Origin of the sequence: Labilibaculum euxinicum (assembly GCF_009795715.1) — a bacterium.
Classification (GTDB): domain Bacteria; phylum Bacteroidota; class Bacteroidia; order Bacteroidales; family Marinifilaceae; genus Labilibaculum; species Labilibaculum euxinus.
Window position 1 is genome coordinate 445780 of record NZ_WTCR01000001.1, and the last position, 21763, is coordinate 467542.

The window sequence follows — 21763 nt, forward strand, 5'->3', positions numbered from 1 at the left end:
TACTAATAGTCATTCAAATGCTACTTTTATGAAATCTAATTTCATTTCAAAAATGGTCTTCTCTTGCTTCGGAAAGAAGACCATTTATACAAATAATTTAATCAAATACTGTGTCAGTATTTACATTGTATTCTCCGTCTCTTTCTTTAGCTCTGCGCAGAAAATTACAATTACTGGGAACTTAAATGATCAGACACATAACCCAATTGAGTATTTTCACGCAATGCTCCTCTCGTCAAATGATTCTATTCTAATTGTAGGAGGTGCATTTTTAGATGGTAATTTCGAATTGATTGCCCCTAATAAAGGAGATTACATTTTGTCATTTTCATGTTTGGGTTATCAATCAAGACATGAGAATATGAGTATTACACAAAATACAGATTTAGGAGAAATACGACTAAAACAAACAAATTTAAATCTCAAGGAAGTAAACATTGCAGCGCGTAGGCCAAGTTTTAAGGAAAAACGGGGTAAGATAATAATGAATGTTGTAAACACTTCAATAAGTGATCTTGGATCAACAATAGATGTGTTGGAAAGAGCACCCGGTGTGATAATTGATAACCAAAACAATATTTCGGTATTTGGTAAAGGTTCACCATTAATTTTTATTGATGATAAAGAAGTCGTTGTAAACAATGAATTGGAAAGTATACAATCAGATGATATTGCAAGTATAGAAATTGATAGAAATCCTTCTGCCGTTTATAGTTCCAATGCTCGTTCGGTTATCAGAATTAAAACGAAAAAAGCCAAAAGAGATCAATTAAACGTACAAGCCTACAATTATGCTACTTTCGCAAGAAAGTTTCAGAATTTTACTGGTGTTAAAGTAAATAATACAAAGGGGAAGTTGTCCAATTTTTTTCAATTTGCTTATGAAAACACGAAGCTTAAAACACCAACAGAGAATTTTCAATACAACTATCAGCAAAATTACACCATTCAGAATAATTCTAATACCACTGAAAATTTAAAAAGAAATAGATATATTTTATTTCTCGGAAGTAAGTATTCAATCAACACTAAGAATGAAATAAATTTTCAATACAGCTATAATGGATTATATGATGAAAATAATACACTTTCAGTTCAAAAAATCAATAAGACCAATGAATTGGAAGATATACGTAGAATTACCAATCATACCAATGAAGATAGAGAACAGCACAATTCTAATATCAATTATAAGTTAGAAATTGATAGTATTTCATACTATAGCTTATCTATGGATTTTGCAAGAATATCAGCTCCAAGCAAATCAAACATTCAAGAACTGAACCCGACACAAAACTCAGAATTACAATCGAAAATTCTTAATTCAAATACTTATCACGTTTATACCTTAAACAGTAGATACCAATATTCTTTGTTAAGTCAATTCAAATCAGCGGTAGGAATAAAACTGGCTCAAATAGAAAATAGTGGTAATACGGAATCAACTTATCTACCCAATAATGATATTTTCTACCAAGGGCGAAATGTAATTAAGGACAAAGTTCTTGCAGGTTATTTTACTGTTAACAAACAATTAAGAAATGTAAATTTCGATGTAGGAATAAGATTAGAACATTCAATAACCAAAATTAAAAGCAATCGTGAAACTGTTGTTGACTGCAATTCAACAGATGTTTTCCCATCCTTACTGATTAATTATCAGATTGATAAAAACAAGCATATTACATTCAGTTATGCAAAAAAAAATAGCAGACCTTCTTTTTCTGAATTAAACCCTTCTTTGGATTATATAGATTCTCTTTCTTACGAACAAGGTAATCCGTTATTGAAGCCAACAATATATCACTCATTTGCACTAGATTATTGTCCATTAAAAAAACTCTCTTTCTCTGCAGAATATACAAATCTAAAAAACACAATTTTATTTACAGGTATAAACGATCCGGTAAATCCAGATATCATTAAACATACTGCCATTAATATAGACCGATCTGAAAAAATAAATTTCATGTCGAATTACAGTTATTCTGTTAATAATTACAGTTTTTTTATTAGTAATGGTGTTGAATTCCCCATAATCAATGCACCATACCTAAATTCAGAAATAAAGATTAGAAGAGCATCCTGGTATAGCCAGATAAAAAATGACATCTATTTAAATAAAAACATACTTCTTTATTGCAAGTTTAAATATCAAAGTAAAACTAATTACGATTTGACAATAATGCGAAACAGATATAATTTATCATGTGGCATACAAACAAAAATTTTACAAAAAAAACTGCTCATATCTCTATCAGCAAATGATATCCTCAATAATTATAATGCTGATTGGTATAACAAATATCAGAACATTAAAAGTGGACAACTTAGAGATCATGATACCTCCTACTTGAGACTATATATTCGTTATAATTTCAACAATTTTAAAAATGTTTTTAATAAAAAAAATATGAATAGTGAAGAATTGAATCGCTTATAGAATGAATTCGTTGTGCTAATAAAGTTAGATATCTATTTCAATACATGAACCTAAAGTAAAAACATCCATAAAAACAAAACACTTTTATGAAACTAAATAAGGCCCCTAGGAATAAGTAAGTCGATCTGAGGAATGGTTAACCCAACTCCAGTGTGATGATACCTTAATAAATTTAGTAATAACAAAAAAAAAACACCATGAGTACAATAAAAAACCTAATCAACATCCATTTAAGTGCAGAACGAGTAGAGAGTGTGAACACGGCTTTAGCAACTTTAGAAACAGCCTTGGCTACTAAGATGAGTAACCTTAGTGGAGATGAACGTCGCAAATATGGCAGTATAAGCGAGCAAAACAAACTGTTTGTAAATAAGGTAAACAATTATGCCATGAATCAAACTGCATTGCGAAGTCCTGATGTTGATTGGGATGAGTTTGCCAAAGACTTTAATAGTCGTACTGTTTTGGAAGGAACCATTTCACGTTTGCAAAATCTGCTCACAGGCATAAACAATGCGAAAACTCTGCACGACTACGACAACTACCAGGCCGCTTTAGACGATTATGCCTATACCAATTACAAAACAGGAACATCTGCTCCGGGCTACGAGGCCAAACGCAATGAACTGAAACAATTCTTTAGCCGTATCAAAAAAGTTGATGAAAAGGAAACAGCGGATAAGAAGTGATACTTAGTTTAAGTGACACTGCTTAAAACCTGACTGGATTAATTTATATCTCGCAAATTTAACTTGTCAGGTTATTTTTTTATAGATGTCTGATCGTTTGTTTTTATACTAAATATGCTTTGCAACATAAAGACTTCGGTTCTGTATCGAAATACTTTGCTTCATAACCAAAGTATTCAGGTTAGCGAAGCTAAACCTTGGGCTTAGAAAGCGAAACCAAGAGGTTCTGTACCAAACAGAAGAGGTTAAAGAACCTGAAATTTCAGGTTTGTAACCCCTAACTTATATTCCTAAATCCCAACGGAAATATGGGGAACCGAAGGGGAAACATAAGGAACCGAAAAAGAATGGTAGGCATACGTAAAAAAATAGGTTCGCAAACCTAAAAGTTGGAGTCATAAACCAGAACGGAATAATCTGGAACGATAAATTAAGGACAAATAACCGAAACAGAATGGTAGAGAACCTCAAACCCTAAGAAAATTATTATGAAGCGTGAACACAGATCTAACAGATAAAAGATTCGTGAAAATTCGTGCCATCTGTGTTATTCGTGTTTCATAAAAAGGACACGGATGTAACGAATAAAATAATCTTTGGAAATCCGTTTCATTCGTCCAATTCGTGTTCCGTTCTAAAAAATGAGTAATCAATGAAATATGCTTTCTACAAACAATTCGATGTCATGGACTGCGGGCCAACCTGTGTACGGATGATTGCCAAATACTACGGCAGGCACTATTCACTGGAGCAACTTCGAAAAAAAAGTTTCGTTACCCGCGAAGGTGTTTCGATGCTAGGCATTAGCGATTGTGCCGAAAGTATAGGTTTTCATACTTTGGCAGGTCGTTTTACGTTCGATAAATTGGCAGAGCAAGCTCCCCTGCCCTGTATTGTTCATTGGCGACAAGATCATTTTGTGGTGGTATATGCTCTAAGGAAGAAAAAATCATTATTTAAAAAAACAGAAATTCAAATTATAGTTGCCGATCCTGGTAAAGACATCATAAAATATAGTAAAGATGAGTTTCTGGAAAACTGGATTAGTACCAAAACCAATGGCGAAGATAAAGGAGTAGCCCTACTGTTAGAACCAACGCCCAGGTTTTATGAACAGGAAGGAGAGAAAAAAAACACAGGAAGTTTTGCTCTTCTTTTCTCCTATTTTGGACGTTACAAAAAGTATTTCACCCAATTGCTTCTGGGTTTACTTTTGGGCAGTATATTGCAACTCATCTTTCCTTTTTTAACTCAGGCAATTGTAGATGTTGGTATATCCGACCAAAACCTTAGTTTCATCTATCTAATACTACTTGCACAACTAATTCTGTTCGTTAGTCGCATGTCGGTCGATTTTATACGCAGGTGGATTCTTTTGCACATCAGTACACGAATAAACGTTTCTCTTATTTCCGATTTCCTAATAAAATTGATGAAACTCCCCATGAGTTTTTTTGACACCAAACTAGTAGGTGATATCTTGCAGCGTATTGAGGACCACCGGCGCATTGAACGTTTTCTAACAGCACAATCATTAGGTGTGATTTTCTCACTCTTCAATTTTATTATATTTGGTATTGTTCTGTTGATTTACAGCCTTAAAATATTTTTAATATTCTTAGCAGGCAGTATCTTATATGTTTTATGGATTTTCATCTTTCTAAAGAAAAGACGTACTCTCGATTATCAGTTTTTTGAACAGCAAGCTTTAAATCAGAGCAAAACTTACCAGTTAATTAATGGGATGCAGGAGATCAAACTTCAAAACTGTGAAAAGCGGAAGCGCTGGGAATGGGAAGATGTGCAAGCCGATTTGTTTCATGTAAATATAGCATCTTTATCGCTTCAACAGTCACAGGAAGGCGGAACTGTATTTATCAACGAATTGAAAAACATTCTAATTACCATTGTAGCCGCCACAGCAGTTATCAATGGCTCCCTTACACTGGGAATGATGCTTGCCATACAATATATCATCGGACAATTGAATAGTCCGTTAGAACAGATGGTCGGTTTTATTCACAACATGCAGGATGTGAAAATCAGTCTCGACCGTTTGTCCGAAATTCATCAAAAAGAGAATGAGGATGAGAAAAACGAAACAAAATTTCAGAATTTCTCTCATGGAAACCGAAGCATCGAAATCGAAAATATGTGCTTTCAATATGAAGGTCCCCACTCGCCCAAAGTTCTAAACAATATCAATCTAACTATTCCAAAAGGCAAAGTAACAGCTATTGTTGGAGCCAGCGGAAGTGGCAAAACCACATTGGTAAAATTATTACTGGGATATTATCTGCCCACAAATGGCCATATAAAGATAGATCAGCATCAGCTTTCTGAATATGATTTGCGGTGGTGGAGAAACCAGTGTGGAGCTGTAATGCAGGATGGATTTATCTTTTCAGAATCAATAGCCAAAAATATAGCTGTATCGGACGAAGAAATAGATAAGGAGAAATTATTGCATGCGGCTAAAGTTGCCAATAGCCACAACTTTATCAGCGAATTGCCCTTAGCATACAACACCATTATAGGACAAGAGGGACAAGGTGTTAGTCAGGGGCAAAGACAGCGCATATTAATAGCGAGAGCTGTGTACAAAAATCCTGATTTTCTCTTTCTGGATGAAGCAACGAATGCCTTGGATGCCAACAACGAAAAAGAAATCAGCAGAAATTTGGATCGCTTTGTGGCAGGAAAAACTGTAGTTATCGTTGCTCATCGCTTAAGTACTGTTAAAAATGCAGATCAAATAATTGTTTTAGATAAAGGGGAAATCGTAGAAAAAGGAACCCATACTGATTTGACCAGAAATAAAGATCATTATTATGAATTGGTGAAAAATCAACTTGAGTTGGGTAATTAAGCGAGGGAACACAAATTTGACGAATTTAACGGATAAACACCGATAAAGAAATTCGTGATAATTCGTATTGGCTGTGTAATTTGTGTTCTAATAAAAAGATTTGTGGAAATCGATGTGATTCGCGCTTCAATAAAAGAGAACACAGATCTAACGAATTTTACAGATGAACACGGATAAAAAGATTCGTGTTAATTCGTATTGTCTGTGTAATTTGTGTTCTAATAAAAAGATTTGTAGAAACCTGTTTAATCAATATTGTTAGTGCTCCATCATTTTTATCTTTAATCTATGCTCGAAAAAGAAATAACAAACAAAATCATCAAAGCCTACTATAAAGTGTACAACACATTAGGTTATGGATTTCTTGAAAAGGTTTATGAAAACGCAATGTGTTTAGAATTACACAAACAGGCTTTGTTTTGTAAGCAACAAGAACGAATTAAAGTGTTTTACGATGGCAAACAAGTTGGAGAATACTTTGCAGATATTATTGTAGAAAACAGAGTTATTATAGAATTAAAAGCTGCTGAAAATTTATGTTATGACCATGAATGCCAATTGATCAATTATCTAAAAGCAACCAATATTGAAGTAGGCTTACTACTCAACTTTGGAAAAGAACCACAATTCAGAAGAAAAATATTTACCAACGACCGAAAAACAATAGGGCAAGAATAGTACGAATTTATTACCTAAAAATCAATTAAAAAATTCGTGGAAATCTGTTTAATCAGTGCTATTCGTGTTCCATTAAAAGTGAAAGATATGGCAGAGCAAAAAGATAATATAGAACTAAGGAGTGAAAAGGTAAGAAATATCATAGGGCAAATCCCTTCACGGATAATTCGGAGTGGAATAACCACATTATTTATAGTTGTAATGATTCTTTTGACTGGCAGCTACTTTTTTCGTTACCCGGATACTCTAAAAGGGGCTGCGCATTTGCACTCCGATTCAAGCTCTCTCTATTTCGCAAATATCAACTTGCCCTATCATTTTATTGGAAAGATAAAATCAGGACAAAAAGTAAATATTGAACTGGAAGGTTATCCTGCAAATAATTTTGGTTTGCTAAAAGGAGAAGTCTCTCAGGTATTCCCTACCCCATTAGAAACGAATGAAAAAAGCTATTTTATTGTAAAAGCAACATTAATCAATGGAATGAAAAGCACTCAAAACAAATGCATTCCATTTTATCCAAACCTGAAAGGGAATGCAAAAATAACAATTGGAGAACACAGATTGCTTGAAAAATTACTCTCTCCGATTGTCAGTGTTTTTAAATCAAAAGAACGCTGATGACACAGATATACTAAGCAAATCTGTAAAAATCCGTATTATTTCGTGTTCAGCTCTAGTAAAACCCTTTCCCAAATACTCCAAACTCATCTTTCCCCAAAACTTTGTGTTTCCAAACGGCATCCATAAATCCGATGCCATAAGCGAAGAGCTGTACAAAACTTGCGGCAAGCGCTTTTATTGCAATGGCAAACGATTTGTGCTTCGTGAGTGCATCAGCAAACACAAGGAAAGCGTACAAAAGAACTGGAAATGCAAAAATTCGGTGAACAGCTATTCCTAAAACTAATGCTCCAATTGTCCCAATTGCGAACAAAGATGGAAACAGAAAGAAGATTTTGAAGGTTTCCGGGTAATGTTTTGAGATGATGTAGCGGGTTTTTCCAAATCCGAAAACCTGTTTGTAGAATTTTTTAAAGGAAACCCTCCGCTTGTGAAACACGTACGCTTCGTGCACCAAACGAGTTTCGAAACCACGCTTAATTACCTCTATGGCAAAAACCATATCTTCGCCCGGATGCATGGTAGTTACCGGAAATCCACCAGTATCTGCATAAACAGCTTTCGAAAAGCCCAAATTAAAACTACGCGGATGAAATTTGTGAACCTGATTCTTCCCTCCCCGAATGCCTCCGGTGGTGAAAAAGGAAGTCATGGCATAGGAAACCGCTTTCTGGAAATCCGAGAAATCGTCCATCGCGCCATCGGGGCCACCATAACAATCCACAAAATTCTCACTTAGCTCCTTATGAATGGTCTGCATGTATTGAGGAGGAAGAATACAATCGGAATCAAAAAATAGATAATAATTCCCTTTTGCTCTGGCCAATCCGTAGTTACGCCCAATGCTGGGTCCTTCGTTTTGTTTGTAGAAATACGATATATGTATTCGATCGCGGTACGTATCACAAAGCTCCTCACTTTTTATCGATGAACCATCCTCAACCACCACCAATTCAAAATCTTTAAAAGTCTGCTCGGATAAACTATCCAGCAATTCTTTCATCTCATCCGGACGATTGTACACCGGAATAATAATTGAAAATTTAATTTCTTCGGTCATCTTATCGTTTTTGATTGAAATAGAAAATTTCATTCATTGGCAAGCGATACTTTTCGGCCAAATCGGAAGAAATTTCTTTTGCATACTGAGATTGGGAAACAGAAAATCCCACTTTGGACAATTTATCGGCATAGTCTAATCCGTACAAACGAACATGATCTTTTTGACGGTACAGTCTTTCCCTCTCCTTGGGATCGGTAACCGTTGGATCTTCCATCGTTAACGGATTTTTGGTGTCCATAGGAACTTGCAAAATGGCAAATCCTTCAGGTTTTAACACACGGTAAATCTCACTCATGGCTTTTGCATCATCTGTTACGTGCTCCAAAACATGGTTGCAGATCACCACATCGTATGATGCTTCGGAAAAGGGGATTTTCTGCACATCAAAATGCACATCAGCAATGGGAGATTCCAAATCAGCTGTGGTATAATCCAAATTAGGCAACTTTCTAAACCGCTTGTAAAAGCATTGTTCGGGAGCTATGTGCAGAACCTTAAGTTCCTTCGTGAAAAACTCTGTCTTTTCATTTAGATACAACCACATTAACCGATGACGTTCCAAAGAAAGGCATTTCGGACACAAAACATTATCACGCCCCGAGGATTTAGTGTATCCGTAAGGAAGAAATTTACGAAAATGCCCGCCACATACCGGACATTCAACTTTATTTCCAATAAGAAATACGGCAAGCATACGATTTATTATCAGACTCATTCGAATCAAAATCGGACGAGGAAATATTTGCAGTAAAATTCGAATGATTCTCTTTATCATTTTTCCAGTAAACAGTTATCAGTAAACAGCTATCAGTAAACAGCTATCAGTTTTTACACATTCACTGATTATTTAAATTTCTTTTTCGATTTGGTAGGTATTGCGCTCTGATGAGCTGCGACTTACCAATTCAGCTATAAATCCGGTAAGGAACAACTGAGTTCCAATAATCATTGTTGTTAATGCAATAAAAAAGTACGGACTGTTGGTTACGCGGGGGGCTATTTCTCCTAAACTCATGCTATACAGTTTCTGAGCGCCAATCCACGCAGAAGCAAAAAAACCGACCAGAAACATTAATGTTCCCAGCAATCCAAAAAAGTGCATTGGCTTTTTACCAAACTTGCTGATAAAACTAATGGATAATAAATCGAGAAAACCATTGATGAAGCGACTCAAACCAAACTTGGTTACACCATATTTTCGTTCCTGATGCTGCACTACTTTTTCAGTAATTTTAACAAAACCCGCCTCTTTAGCCAAAATTGGAATGTATCTGTGCATTTCGCCATACACCTCAACACTTTTCACAACCTTTTTCTTATAGGCTTTTAAACCGCAATTAAAATCGTGCAGTTTAATACCAGACATGGCTCTTGCTGTTCTATTAAAAAATTTACTTGGAATTGTCTTGGAAATTGGATCGTAACGCTTCTGTTTCCATCCTGAAACCAAATCGAAATCCTCTTCCTTTATCATACGGTACAGTTCCGGAATCTCATCCGGAGAATCCTGAAGGTCTGCATCCATAGTTATAACAACATCGCCTTTAACAATTTCAAATCCGCTAAAAAGCGCTGCCGATTTCCCGTAATTTCGTCGGAATTTAATTCCTTTAACAGAAGAATACTTAGTTTGTAAATCCTCTATCACAGTCCAGGAAGTATCATTACTTCCATCATCAACTAAAACAACCTCATAGCTAAAACTATTTGCCTGCATCACCCGATCAATCCAGGCCAGTAATTCAGGAAGCGATTCTTCCTCATTATACAAAGGAACTACAACGGAGATATCCATATTGAAATTTTACTGATTATTCGATTCGTTAAATTTATCAATAGAGTTCTTATTAAACAAATTTCTATTCTGACGAAAGAAAAAGGCCAAAATAAGAGAAAAAAGCAGCCCTGACAATGCTTTACTGAACCACTGTCCAAAAGCAAATAATCCAGGTGTGATATTCTTATAGATTCCCATCAGCAAATCGATATCTTTTTGCTGATATCCCATTTCATGCAGGCCCTTTTCCAGAAAAATTATAGCTTCTTTAATAATAGCCGTATCAAAAAAACTTGTTAAAACATAAATGAAAATGGAATAAAACATAGATGCAAATCCTATAATAAGAACTCCGGTTGCTAATGCCTTACCATAGCTAATTGCACCACCCAATTCATCATCGCGATATTTTTTCACGCCAAAAAAGATCCCGCTAACTATTAAAAATAGATTTATGGATCGAAGATTCGGATCAAAATTAACCGATAAATCTTTTAGGTAAACCACAAAGGCCGCTAAAATTAGTGCTCCTCCAACCAATGCCCCAAAAAGAAAAGTGTGTCTAAGTAATGAATTTTTAAAAATCTGCATGAAAGATAAATTTGTTTTTCGAGCACAAAGATATCCGTTTTTACAAGAAAGCCGTACTCAAAAAAGCTTAATTCTGATTTCAATTGCTCATTGTTTATATCCAAAATGAATGCTTCCTGAAAAAAAACATCGTTTTTAAAAAAAATTATTTCTCTGAGAATAAAACCATTGGCTATTCACCACCTAAAATTTAGATAAGAAGTTGCATAATTTGTTTGCGAGGAATCAGGATTTTTCTACTTTTGTCGTCGGGTAAGCACTATGCGACTAGCTCCTACTGAATCCCCCCAGGGTCGGAAGGCAGCAAGGGTAGGTGGTCGAAGCAGTGCGACGTAGCTGTTTACCCACTTTTTATACTTTAATTATTTGTATAAAAATGCCGATATAGCTCAGTTGGTCAGAGCAGCTGATTTGTAATCAGCAGGTCGCGGGTTCGAATCCCCCTATCGGCTCCAATAAAATTAAAAGAAAGCTTGCGGGCTTTCTTTCGTTCTTTACAAGATTATTTGAAGAGTCGTTTAGCCTTCAAAAAAGTAACAAAACGCCGATGTAGCTCAGTTGGTCAGAGCAGCTGATTTGTAATCAGCAGGTCGTGGGTTCGAATCCCTCCATCGGCTCAATTTAAGGAAGATGATCTCCTTTTATTTTGTTACTGCCGTTGTAGCTCAGGGGTAGAGCGCTTCCTTGGTAAGGAAGAGGTCATGAGTTCAATTCTCATCAATGGCTCAATTAAAACTATAAAGAAAGCTTCCGGGCTTGTTTTCGTTCTTTACAAGATTATTTGAAGGATCGTTTTACCTTCTAAAAATAACAAAACGCCGATGTAGCTCAGTTGGTCAGAGCAGCTGATTTGTAATCAGCAGGTCGTGGGTTCGAATCCCTCCATCGGCTCTTTTTTTACCCCCACCAACTTCATGTTTTTCGAATCTCTATGATGCGAAAATAGTTTCGCGTCTATATGTTTTATTTCTTGAGTTCAAAACATATGCTATTCTTTGTATGTAAAAGAAATTAGTGTATTTTCGTTTTGAACAAATAACAAACTAAAAATCGTAAAATGAAGTTTTTTATCGACACAGCAAATCTTGATCAGATTAAAGAAGCGCAGGATTTAGGAATCCTTGACGGCGTTACCACTAACCCATCTCTTATGGCTAAGGAGGGGATTAAAGGGGAAGTAAACATCAAAAAGCACTATGTTGATATTTGCGAAATTGTAGATGGTGATGTAAGTGCTGAGGTTATTGCAACCGATTTTGAAGGAATGATTTCTGAAGGCTTGGAATTAGCCGCTCTTCATCCACAAATTGTTGTGAAGGTTCCTTGTACCAAAAATGGTATTAAAGCAGTAAAATACCTAAGCTCACAGGATATCAGAACTAACTGTACCTTGATATTCTCAGTAGGTCAGGCATTGTTGGCAGCTAAAGCGGGAGCAACATATGTATCTCCTTTTGTTGGCCGTTTAGATGATATTTGTACTGATGGTATTGACTTAATTCGTCAAATTGTAGATATGAACAGCTACTATGGTTTCGAAACTCAGGTTCTGGCTGCTTCAGTTCGTCACACCATGCACATGGTTCAATGTATCGAAGCTGGTGCTGATGTTACAACCAGTCCGCTTAGTGCCATTACAGGTCTGCTAAATCACCCTTTAACCGATAAAGGTTTGGAGCAATTCCTTGCTGATTACAACAAACTAAATGGTTAAACATTAGATGATATTATAAAAAAGGAGTGCTTCGGCACTCCTTTTTTGTTTGTATCAAATCCCAATCCGGCAGTACTCCAACCTCTTTCCTTTTCAAGCGGCAAAATAAATAGGCATCAGTACATTAGCTATTTCAAAGAATCTTTTATCTTTATCATCCGTAATAACCCAAAACCACTACAAATGCTTTTAAAATTGTATCCTGACAACCCCAACCATCGGGAATTCAGGAAAATTGCTGATATTTTAAAGGATGGCGGAATTATCATCTACCCAACTGATACCGTCTATGCCATTGGCTGTGACATAAACAATAATAAGGCCATACAGAAGATTGCTAATTTAAAAGGAATAAATGCTGAACAAGCAAATTTTTCCTTAATATGCAGTAGTTTAAGCAACCTGTCGGAATACGCCAAAGTAGACAATACAACCTTTAAAATGATGAAGAAAAATTTACCTGGAGCCTTCACATTTATTCTACAGGCAAGTAGTAATGTTCCTAAATTATTCAAGAGTAAAAAGAAAACTGTTGGTATTCGTGTGCCTGATCATTACATCCCGATAAGTATTGTTGAGGAATTAGGGAATCCAATACTAACTACTTCAATTCATGATCCGGATGAAGTTGTTGAATACACCACCGATCCTGAATTAATTCATGAGAAATACAGCAAACAAGTTGATCTTGTTATTGATGGAGGTTACGGCAGAAACACTGCTTCTACAATTGTTGACTGTACTACTGATTCCTTTGAAATTATCCGACCAGGAATTGCTGAGTTAATACTATAAAACCAAACTTAAAAAGCAATGCCATCAACTGAATATTGACGGCATTGTTTTTAGTAATTATCTGGAAGCTGCAATCTCTGATGATCTGAGCAAACTAACGCGAAGCGCTACATGACCATCTGGCTTATTACCTATCAGTTCGGGTCTGAATCCCACTTCTTCGAGCTCTGATTTTACCAAACTTATTAACTCCGGACTTGCATTGTTAAAATGGTGAGTTGCAACAATACTTCCCTTGTTAAATTTATTTTCAAATTGCTCAAGAATTTTCCGCGTATCTGCCTGTATTTTGCCATCTCTTTCTCAATTAGATGATTGTACTCTGTAATGTTCTTCATAAATTTTTAATTGTAATGTTATTCAAAATGAATAAGACGAAATATTGATCAATATTAAACAAAATAATTGCAAAAAAACATGTTAAAGCATTCAAATTCTTACACGAACAGATGATTTTCAAACACAAAAATTACATTAACAGACTTACCAAAATAGCCCGCAACAAACATAATATATTGATAATTGTATAACCAAAATAATTCTGCTGTTCAAATGCTTAATGTTTCCAAAAAGAAGGAGAAAATAATATTAGCACTGTAAATAATTCCAATCGACCAAGCAGCATTAAAAAGGATAAAAACCATTTTGCCAATGCAGGTAAGTGAAAGAAATTTTCCATTGGCCCAACCTCACCAAATCCAGGACCAATATTACCAAGCGTTGTTGCTACAGCACTAAATGCTGAATAAATATCAGGAGTCCATAAAGACATTAATATTGAGGAGATCATGAAAATGATAATATAAAAAACAAAAAACGCCAGAATGTTGGTAACTGTCTTTTGATCTACGACATGTCCATTGTAACGAATTGGAATTACTGCATTTGGATGCACCAAACGTTTTAGTTCGTAAAAACTGTTTTTAAAAAGCAATAAAATCCGCACTACTTTTACTCCTCCTCCTGTTGATCCAGCTGACCCTCCAACAAAGAACAATACAAAAACCAACATTCCTAAAAATGGTGTCCAAAGCAAATAATCGGCAGTTGCATAACCTGTTGTGGTTATAATTGAAACTACCGTAAACAAACTATCGCGAAATGCACGTTCGAGTCCAAAATTATCTCCTACAACCAAAACAAGTGTAATAATACCAGTAAACAACAGAACTACCAATGCGTAAAAACGAAACTCCTCATCCCTAAACACCTTTGTAGCTTTTCCCGTTACCATCGCATAAGCAAGGGTAAAGTTTGTTCCGGCAACAAACATGAAAAAGATAATAACATATTGCAGATATGGGGATGTAAAAAATCCCGCACTGGCTTGTTTGGTTGAATAACCACCTGTTGCCATAGTTGTTAACGAGTGGTTAATTGCATCAAAAAAATTCATTCCTCCAATAAAAAGCAGAATCGTTTCAGCGAAGGTAAACAGAATGTATAATCCCCATAAATTGCGAGCAGTCTCTTTAATTCTGGGAGTTAATTTATCAGGTGCAGGACCCGGGACTTCTGCGATAAACAATTCTCGTCCTCCTATCCCCAAAGTTGGAAGTATTGCAAGAAACATCACAATGATCCCCATTCCACCCATCCATTGAGTAAGTGATCGCCAAAAAAGAATCCCATGAGGCAATTCTTCAATATTATTAAGTATAGAAGAACCAGTAGTTGTGAAACCAGACATTGTTTCAAAAAAAGCATCTGTAACCGACGGAATAGCACCGCTAAAAAGATATGGCAAACATCCAAATATTGAAAAAACCACCCAAACAATGCTTACAATAATATAGCCTTCTCGTTTCCCAAGGTCTTTTCCAACACCTTTTGAAAGCATATAACTCATGCCGCCAACAGTAAAAGTAATCAGACCAGACTTCACGAAAGCCATACTATCAGATTCTTGATACAACAGCGAAACCAACAGTGACAGAAACAAGAAGAGGCTTTCCCCAATCAGGAGTTTACCAAGAATATTTAGTATTATTTTGTGCTTTACCACTTTGATTGCCTTAATATTTAACCAAAGATATAATTCTAAGGCTTTTTTTAATAATATCTATTGATTCTTCCAAAAAGAAGGAATAAAAATAATTAAAAAGGTGAACAACTCTAATCTACCTAATATCATTAAAAATGAAAGTATCCATTTACCTGCTTCCGGTACTGAAGCAAAATTATTCATGGGGCCAACAACTCCTAATCCAGGACCAATTCCTCCCATAGTTGTTGCCACTGCACCCATAGCCGAAATTAGATCCAAACCAATTAGTGTCATCGCAAAACAACCAATAAAAAAAACCATTATGTACAAAATAACAAAAGCCAGAATTTTAGAAATCACATCCTGTCCCACCATTTCTTTATTATAACGAACCGGTAATACTGCCGAAGGATGAATCATTCGCTTAAATTCCAGTATACTGTTTTTGAAGAGAAGTAAATGGCGAAGAATTTTAACTCCCCCCGATGTAGAACCAACACAAGCGCCTGTAAACATCAAGCCAAAAATGAGAAACACCAAATATGGATGCCATTGTGTGTAATCAGCACTTACAAAACCTGTACTTGTAATTATTGAAGTAACTTGAAATAAAGCATCACGAAATGATTTCTCGAAGGGCCCGTGATCCAAATAGACCAAGGTCAAAGTAATTATACTTGTTACCAATATAATTAAACCGGTATATACTCTAAATTCCTCATTCTTCCAGACCTTTTTCAACCTTCCTTTTATTGCAAAGTAATGAAGGGTAAAATTTACCCCGGCTAAAAACATAAATACAATAATCACATACTGGATGTAAGGAGAATAATTAGCAATACTCGAATTTTTAGTAGAAAACCCACCTGAAGCTAATGTTCCGAATGAATGACAAACAGCATCAAACAAATCCATTTCTCCAAACACCAAAAATAAGGTTTCGACTGCAACCAAAAGCATATATATACCCCAAAGACGTTGCGCTGTTTCTTTAATACGCGGGTGTAATTTATCAGTAGTAATACCTGCGGCCTCAGCATTAAACATAGCCATTCCTCCAATTCCAAAAACGGGTAAAACAGCAACAGTCAACACCAAAATCCCCATTCCTCCTAATAAATGAGTCAAAGATCTCCAAAATAAGATGCCATGAGGTAAGGCTTCTATATCATTCACAATTGAAGCACCGGTAGTGGTAAAGCCAGATATGGTTTCAAAAAAAGCATCGGTGAAATTTGGGATATAGCCACCCAAAAGGAAAGGAAATGCTCCAAAGACAGAGAAGACAACCCAAACCAAGCTTACAACCAAAAATGCTTCCCGTTTACCAATATCTCTGCTGCAACCCCGGGTATATAGATATACAATGCCCCCAAATATAAAGCAAATACCCGCCGATTGTACAAAGTATATAAAATCACCCTCTCCATATAAAAGGGCTACTGCGGAACTAATAATCAGGAAAAAGCTTTCCACGATCATTAAAACCGACATCACATAAAAAACAAATTTCCAGTTGAGCATTTCGAACCAGCTTATTTTACAATTTCCAAAAAGGAAAAATATTGTTTAAAATTCGTTCTGTAAAAAGATAAAAAAGAGCCTGAATTTATTAAATTCGGCTCTTAGTACTATTATTTGAAGAACTTCTCAACTTTTTTAATTGCAGACGGAAGAGTAAACACAACAACCTTATCATTAGCCTGAATTTGAGTTTCACCTGTTGCAATAATACCTTTATCTTCCCTTATAATTCCACCAATATTGGCATCATCAGGAAAATCCATATCTTTTAATATACCTCTGGTAATTTTGGAATCGGGCTTAGCCACCAATTCAATAACCTCAGCCTCCGAAACAGTCAGCCATTTACAATGTTGAACATCGGCATCCATTGTAAATCGATAGATATAACTGGCAGCCAATAATTTTTTATTAATCATGGTACCAACACCAATATTATCAGCCAAATCGATATAATCAATATTTTCTACCTCCGCAATGGTTCTCTTCACCCCCATTTTTTTAGCCAACAAACAAGCTAAAATGTTCGTTTCCGAATTTCCTGTAACAGCAACGAAGGCATCCATTTTGTGAATCCCTTCTTCTTTCAGCAATTCCTTATCACGGCCATCACCGTTAATAACTAATGTATCCTGAAGTAAATCTGCAAGTTTTAAGCTTTTATCTTTATCAATTTCTATCAATTTAAGATTCATCTTCTTGCCCAGTTCCATCGCTGTTTTCTGACCAATACGACTACCTCCCAAAATCATCGCATTTTTAATTTCATATTTCTCTTTTCCGGCAAGACTCATCACCCGCTCCATTGCATCGGGTTTGCTTACCACAAAAACTAAATCGCCGCGGGAAAAACGATTGTGCCCTCTTGGGATGATCGTTACATCCTCACGTTTTATGGCAACGGCTCTAAAATCCAAATCAGCAGTCATCTCAGCAACTTCAGCCATGGTTTTATCCATAAATACTGACTTGCTGCTTATTTTTATTCCATACAAAAGAAGTTTACCTCCTGAAAACTCATACAATTGTCTTGTTCCCGATCTGGATAAATAACTTATTACCTCTTTTGAAGCCAATCGCTCCGGATAAATCAATTCATCAATTCCCAAACTTTTAAGGTATTCTTTATTTTCAGGAATCAAATATTCTTGATTATCAATACGGGCAATTGTTCGAATAGCACCCAACTTTTTAGCAAGAATAGATGACGTTATATTGGTCTCCTCTGATTGAGTTACAGCAATAAAAAGATCTGCTTTTTTGACCCGAGCTTCTTTAAGATCATTTAGTGATGAACTTGACCCTACAATGGTTAATAAATCCAGATGGGAATCAATCTCCTTTAATTTCTCTTCATCACTATCCAATAAGATAATATCATGATCTTCATTACTCAGCATTTTCGCCAAGTGTATTCCTACTGCCCCTGCGCCAGCAATTACAATCTTCATAACTTTGTTCCGTTAAATAAATGGAATTCGAAGCGGCAAATTAACACATAATCAAGCAAAATCTAAAGCTATTTGTTAAAAATTATTAATTAGCCAAGCTCTCTAAATTACCAAAAGACTTTATGAAATCAAAGAGGGAATCCGAAAGCTTTTCTTTCAATGATGAAAGTTAATTCACAGTTGACAAAACACAAAAATAAGCTCCATTATTCTGTACATCAAAAAGATTCGTTTCTCCCTCGTTTTCCTTTGAAAGATATTTTTTACGGTCTCCGCTATAAATTGAAGCATCAAGTATCATTTTACAATTTGGAAATTCTTTTGTTATCATTTTTTTAGATTGCAAACCTCCCAAACGCAAAATAATATAGTCTGGCTGAATTAATTTTAATATTTTCTCCAAATTATTATCCCTTTTTCCGATTATGGCAACAACATCTTTACCCACCAACTTAATATCGATAGGTCTTAATGTATCAAAGCTTATTTTATTAATATTTTCCTTCAGAACAAAAGGTTGAATTATTCTATCACTTATTTCTGATGACATTTTCCCATCAACCAAGAACAATCCTTTGCTTCCCTCAACAAAACCAATAACACTATGCCCTTTGGAATTAAAAACCAGCATTTCATTTTTAGGAATCTGAAAAATTCGAATTGTAATTGGTAATTGAATGCCAATTAAAATAACTACAAATGCATAAACAGCTTTTTTTCGTTTAAATGACAAAAGCGCAATCAATGAAAAGAGAAGAAAATAAGTAAACAACAATTGATATTGGCTTAAGGATAATTCTCTAATAACCGAACCTGGCAGAGCTTGAATTTTTACAATCAGAAAATTCATTCCTTCAACAAGATTTCGCAATATCCACCCTAAACCTTCGGAAAGAATTCCAATTGGAGACAGAATAAGCAATAATGCAGAGAGATAAATAAGTATCCCTGCCATAGTTATTACGACATATCCGGAAAGTAAAAAGTAAGATGGAAACTGATGGAAGTAATAAACAGCCAAGGGGAATGTTCCAATTTGTGCAGCCAATGAAACCGTCGTGAGTTGCCACAACTTTTTCAAAATTGGATTTCCTATATAAAGAAGTTTATCGAACTGAGGTTGAAAAAACACAATACTTACAACTGCCAGATACGAGAACTGAAAACCCACTGTAAACAGTAAAAAAGGATCAATTAATAACAGAAAAAATGCCGATATAGCTAAGGAATTATAAATACTTCCGTCTCTTTTAAGTGCTTTTCCAATCACAATAAAACTAAACATGGTTGCTGATCTCATCACCGATGGGGACATTCCAGTTAAAAGTGCATAAGTCCAGAGCGTTAGTAAAAGAAGAATACCCTGCAAATAACGTCCGTATTTGAAACGAGCTAAAAACCGAATCAAATAATTCATAATCATATAAATAATCCCAACATGTAAGCCGGAAACCGCCAGAACATGCATTGCGCCGGCATCACCCCAAGTTCTTTTAATTTCCGGATCCATTCCGGTTTTGTATCCTAATGTAAGGGCTGCCAGAATGTCAAAACTCTCATTTTGCATTCCATTTCTTCGGTAAATCGATAATAAATGATCCCTCCATTTTGAAGCCATCACTTTAATTGAAAAATCAGAAGCATTTCCTATCTGTTTCCATGATAAAGAGTCGGCGTAGGCAGAATACAAAATGTGTTGAGTTTTAAGATAAGATGCATAATCAAATTCATGCGGATTACCAGCGTTTTTTACTCTTTGAAGTTCAGTTTTTAGTACAAGCAGATCACCTATTCCAAGTTCCCTGGCCTTCGTGTCCTTTTGAAGGTAAATCATTGTTTTACCCAACACATTTTGCCACTTATCTGAAACTTTAATACTCTGAACATCCAATACAAAAGCAAAGCTCCTGCCCTTCTCTGCAGGTGTATCCAGCACCCTACCCTTTAAAATAATTTTAGATTTTGAAATGGGCAGATACATTTGGGACTGAATGTCATTGTAACGGATATTTCCAAATCCAAAACACAGAATAAATATAAAAAGCCCAAATAAACTGCGTAATGAATATGATTTACGGAGTTTCTCACTTAATGCAAAAAGAACAACTCCCAAAAGACCAAACAGAACCAAAATCCAATTTAAAATTTGAGGGATACTAACAATATCAGACAAAATAACTCCACACACCAATGGAAGTAAAAGCCGAAGAAAAGGATTTTGACGGAGCAACTCTCTAAAAGTCATTAATAATTCAATTTATGGTTAATTGAATTTAACACTAATCTTCTTAAAAAACAAAAGTCCCTGTTCACTTCACAGGAACAAGGACTTATTTATCTAATAAACAGAAAGCTGCAATACATTCAAAAAAATTATCTGAAACTGAATGCAATTCCTGCAGTAACCGTATTGTATTCTTGAAGAGTATAATCTCCGAAAATTTTAAAGAAACCCAGATTTAATCGAGTTCCAATGGTTGCTCTTACACCGCTTGCTTTAAAATCAACAGAAACCGGATCGACTAAAGTACCGGCATCGCCACTAATGTTTGTATTCACATCAGTATATTCTAATTTATATGTTCCCTTAATGTCTGCATCCATTTTTGCTGTATTGTAACCAACTGCACCATAAAACTCAATCAATTTTAAATTCACCGAAGCAATTGCCTGAATTGTATAGGCATTGGTTGTAAATTCCATCAACTGACCCTTTCCGTCAAAACCTGAATCTCCTTGAATATCATATTCTGAGGTCAGTTTTGTATAAGCGATCAGTGCGGAAACATCCACCGGAGTTTTATCAATTTTCAAGATTTTCGTTAAGCTTTTCTGAATTCCAATACCAAACATTCCAACTTCTAAGTCTGATGATCCGACTTTAGGAAGGTATCTCAATTTTAAATCGGCATCAATTCCAGGAATTCCAATACCTACCTGCAATGTAGCCGTTGGAACTGCATTCATGGGTAAATCACTGCCAATACCATCAGGAACACTAAATTCAGCAACATCAAAACTTCCATCACCTGATTCAATTCTGGCAAGCAAAGTTTCATTATTATTTCCTCCCATTAAAGTTTGAATTTGAGCAGAATTTCCCCCACTTTTTAGACTAATATTATTGTAATCACTTGCAACAAATTGAAACACTTCGTCTTTTCCCGGAACCTTTGCCAAATTGGCAACAAAAGTGATATCAAAGCCTAATTTCTTGTGAGTTCGACCAGTTGAATACCAACCATTATTTAATCCGTACATAAAACCTTTAGCAACCGGATTCACATAATTTTCAGTCAATTTAGATGCGTCTTCTGTTCCTGCCAATAAGAATTGTTCAATATCCTGGGATTTACCTAAAAATGGAACAAGAAAAATAAGTAGTAGTAATAATTTTTTCATCCTAAGAGATTTAAGTTAGTTTATCAGTCAACATCTGCTAATACGGAGGTTTCTAGTATTTGTTTAATTAAATTATAAATATTCTGCAGCACAACACCTATTTTCAGGATTTCCCTAAAAATATAAACAAACCGTTTCCAAATAAAAAAAAACCTA

Annotated in this window: 16 protein-coding genes, 4 tRNA genes and 1 other RNA gene; 12 read left to right on the forward strand and 9 right to left on the reverse strand. The window is 35.4% G+C overall.

Features of this window, described 5'->3' with window-relative positions:
- The first annotated feature begins 28 nt into the window (after positions 1–28).
- The 5 genes from GQR60_RS01755 (at position 29) to GQR60_RS01775 (ending at position 7300) form a co-directional block, all read left to right on the forward strand.
- Entirely contained in the window at positions 29–2443 is a 2415-nt protein-coding gene (locus GQR60_RS01755) for an outer membrane beta-barrel protein (protein WP_124991270.1), read from the forward strand.
- A 197-nt stretch (positions 2444–2640) separates the two neighbouring features.
- Positions 2641–3132 (forward strand): hypothetical protein, encoded by a 492-nt coding sequence (locus GQR60_RS01760; RefSeq protein ID WP_124991271.1) that lies wholly within the window; start codon positions 2641–2643, stop codon positions 3130–3132.
- A gap of 652 nt (positions 3133–3784) precedes the next feature.
- Entirely contained in the window at positions 3785–6001 is a 2217-nt protein-coding gene (locus GQR60_RS01765; RefSeq protein WP_124991272.1) for a peptidase domain-containing ABC transporter, read from the forward strand.
- A 288-nt stretch (positions 6002–6289) separates the two neighbouring features.
- Positions 6290–6679 (forward strand): GxxExxY protein, encoded by a 390-nt coding sequence (locus GQR60_RS01770; protein WP_124991273.1) that lies wholly within the window; start codon positions 6290–6292, stop codon positions 6677–6679.
- An 87-nt stretch (positions 6680–6766) separates the two neighbouring features.
- Positions 6767–7300 carry a putative HlyD family type I secretion protein gene (locus tag GQR60_RS01775; RefSeq protein ID WP_124991274.1) on the forward strand — a complete coding sequence of 178 codons (534 nt, stop codon included), beginning with the start codon at positions 6767–6769 and terminating at the stop codon, positions 7298–7300.
- A 55-nt stretch (positions 7301–7355) separates the two neighbouring features.
- Here GQR60_RS01775 and GQR60_RS01780 read toward each other — a convergent pair whose 3' ends face one another.
- The 4 genes from GQR60_RS01780 to GQR60_RS01795 form a co-directional block, all read right to left on the reverse strand.
- Positions 7356–8363: a glycosyltransferase gene (locus tag GQR60_RS01780; RefSeq protein ID WP_124991275.1), complete on the reverse strand. Its 1008-nt coding sequence runs from the start codon at positions 8361–8363 to the stop codon at positions 7356–7358.
- A gap of 1 nt (position 8364) precedes the next feature.
- Positions 8365–9141 carry a class I SAM-dependent methyltransferase gene (locus GQR60_RS01785; protein ID WP_124991276.1) on the reverse strand — a complete coding sequence of 259 codons (777 nt, stop codon included), beginning with the start codon at positions 9139–9141 and terminating at the stop codon, positions 8365–8367.
- Positions 9142–9213: 72 nt separating this feature from the next.
- The gene (locus GQR60_RS01790) at positions 9214–10161 is read right to left on the reverse strand and encodes a glycosyltransferase family 2 protein (protein ID WP_124991277.1); all 948 of its coding nucleotides are present in this window, start codon (positions 10159–10161) and stop codon (positions 9214–9216) included.
- A gap of 9 nt (positions 10162–10170) precedes the next feature.
- Positions 10171–10734, reverse strand: coding sequence for a DUF4199 domain-containing protein (locus tag GQR60_RS01795; protein WP_124991278.1), 564 nt, complete (start codon positions 10732–10734; stop codon positions 10171–10173).
- Positions 10735–10985: 251 nt separating this feature from the next.
- Here GQR60_RS01795 and ffs point away from each other — a divergent pair.
- From ffs to GQR60_RS01830, 7 genes are all read left to right on the forward strand, one after another.
- Positions 10986–11082, forward strand: an RNA gene (gene ffs, locus GQR60_RS01800) — signal recognition particle sRNA small type.
- 30 nt (positions 11083–11112) lie between these two features.
- A tRNA-Thr gene (locus GQR60_RS01805) sits at positions 11113–11189 on the forward strand.
- Positions 11190–11277: 88 nt separating this feature from the next.
- A tRNA-Thr gene (locus GQR60_RS01810) sits at positions 11278–11351 on the forward strand.
- Positions 11352–11388: 37 nt separating this feature from the next.
- Positions 11389–11460: transfer RNA gene (locus GQR60_RS01815), tRNA-Thr, on the forward strand.
- Between the two features lie 91 nt (positions 11461–11551).
- A tRNA-Thr gene (locus GQR60_RS01820) sits at positions 11552–11625 on the forward strand.
- 166 nt (positions 11626–11791) lie between these two features.
- Positions 11792–12448, forward strand: coding sequence for a fructose-6-phosphate aldolase (gene fsa, locus GQR60_RS01825; RefSeq protein WP_101308812.1), 657 nt, complete (start codon positions 11792–11794; stop codon positions 12446–12448).
- A gap of 183 nt (positions 12449–12631) precedes the next feature.
- Positions 12632–13243: an L-threonylcarbamoyladenylate synthase gene (locus GQR60_RS01830; protein ID WP_124991279.1), complete on the forward strand. Its 612-nt coding sequence runs from the start codon at positions 12632–12634 to the stop codon at positions 13241–13243.
- Between the two features lie 556 nt (positions 13244–13799).
- Here the strand turns inward: GQR60_RS01830 and GQR60_RS01835 are convergent.
- The 5 genes from GQR60_RS01835 to GQR60_RS01855 form a co-directional block, all read right to left on the reverse strand.
- A complete protein-coding gene (locus GQR60_RS01835) occupies positions 13800–15137 on the reverse strand; it encodes a TrkH family potassium uptake protein (protein ID WP_225441300.1) in 1338 nt (445 codons plus the stop codon).
- A 168-nt stretch (positions 15138–15305) separates the two neighbouring features.
- Positions 15306–16754: a TrkH family potassium uptake protein gene (locus GQR60_RS01840; RefSeq protein WP_124991281.1), complete on the reverse strand. Its 1449-nt coding sequence runs from the start codon at positions 16752–16754 to the stop codon at positions 15306–15308.
- 110 nt (positions 16755–16864) lie between these two features.
- Positions 16865–18205 (reverse strand): Trk system potassium transporter TrkA, encoded by a 1341-nt coding sequence (trkA, locus tag GQR60_RS01845; RefSeq protein WP_124991282.1) that lies wholly within the window; start codon positions 18203–18205, stop codon positions 16865–16867.
- Positions 18206–18374: 169 nt separating this feature from the next.
- Positions 18375–20450 (reverse strand): ComEC/Rec2 family competence protein, encoded by a 2076-nt coding sequence (locus tag GQR60_RS01850; RefSeq protein ID WP_124991283.1) that lies wholly within the window; start codon positions 20448–20450, stop codon positions 18375–18377.
- Between the two features lie 128 nt (positions 20451–20578).
- Positions 20579–21607, reverse strand: coding sequence for a DUF6588 family protein (locus GQR60_RS01855; protein ID WP_124991284.1), 1029 nt, complete (start codon positions 21605–21607; stop codon positions 20579–20581).
- Between the last annotated feature and the right edge of the window lie 156 nt (positions 21608–21763).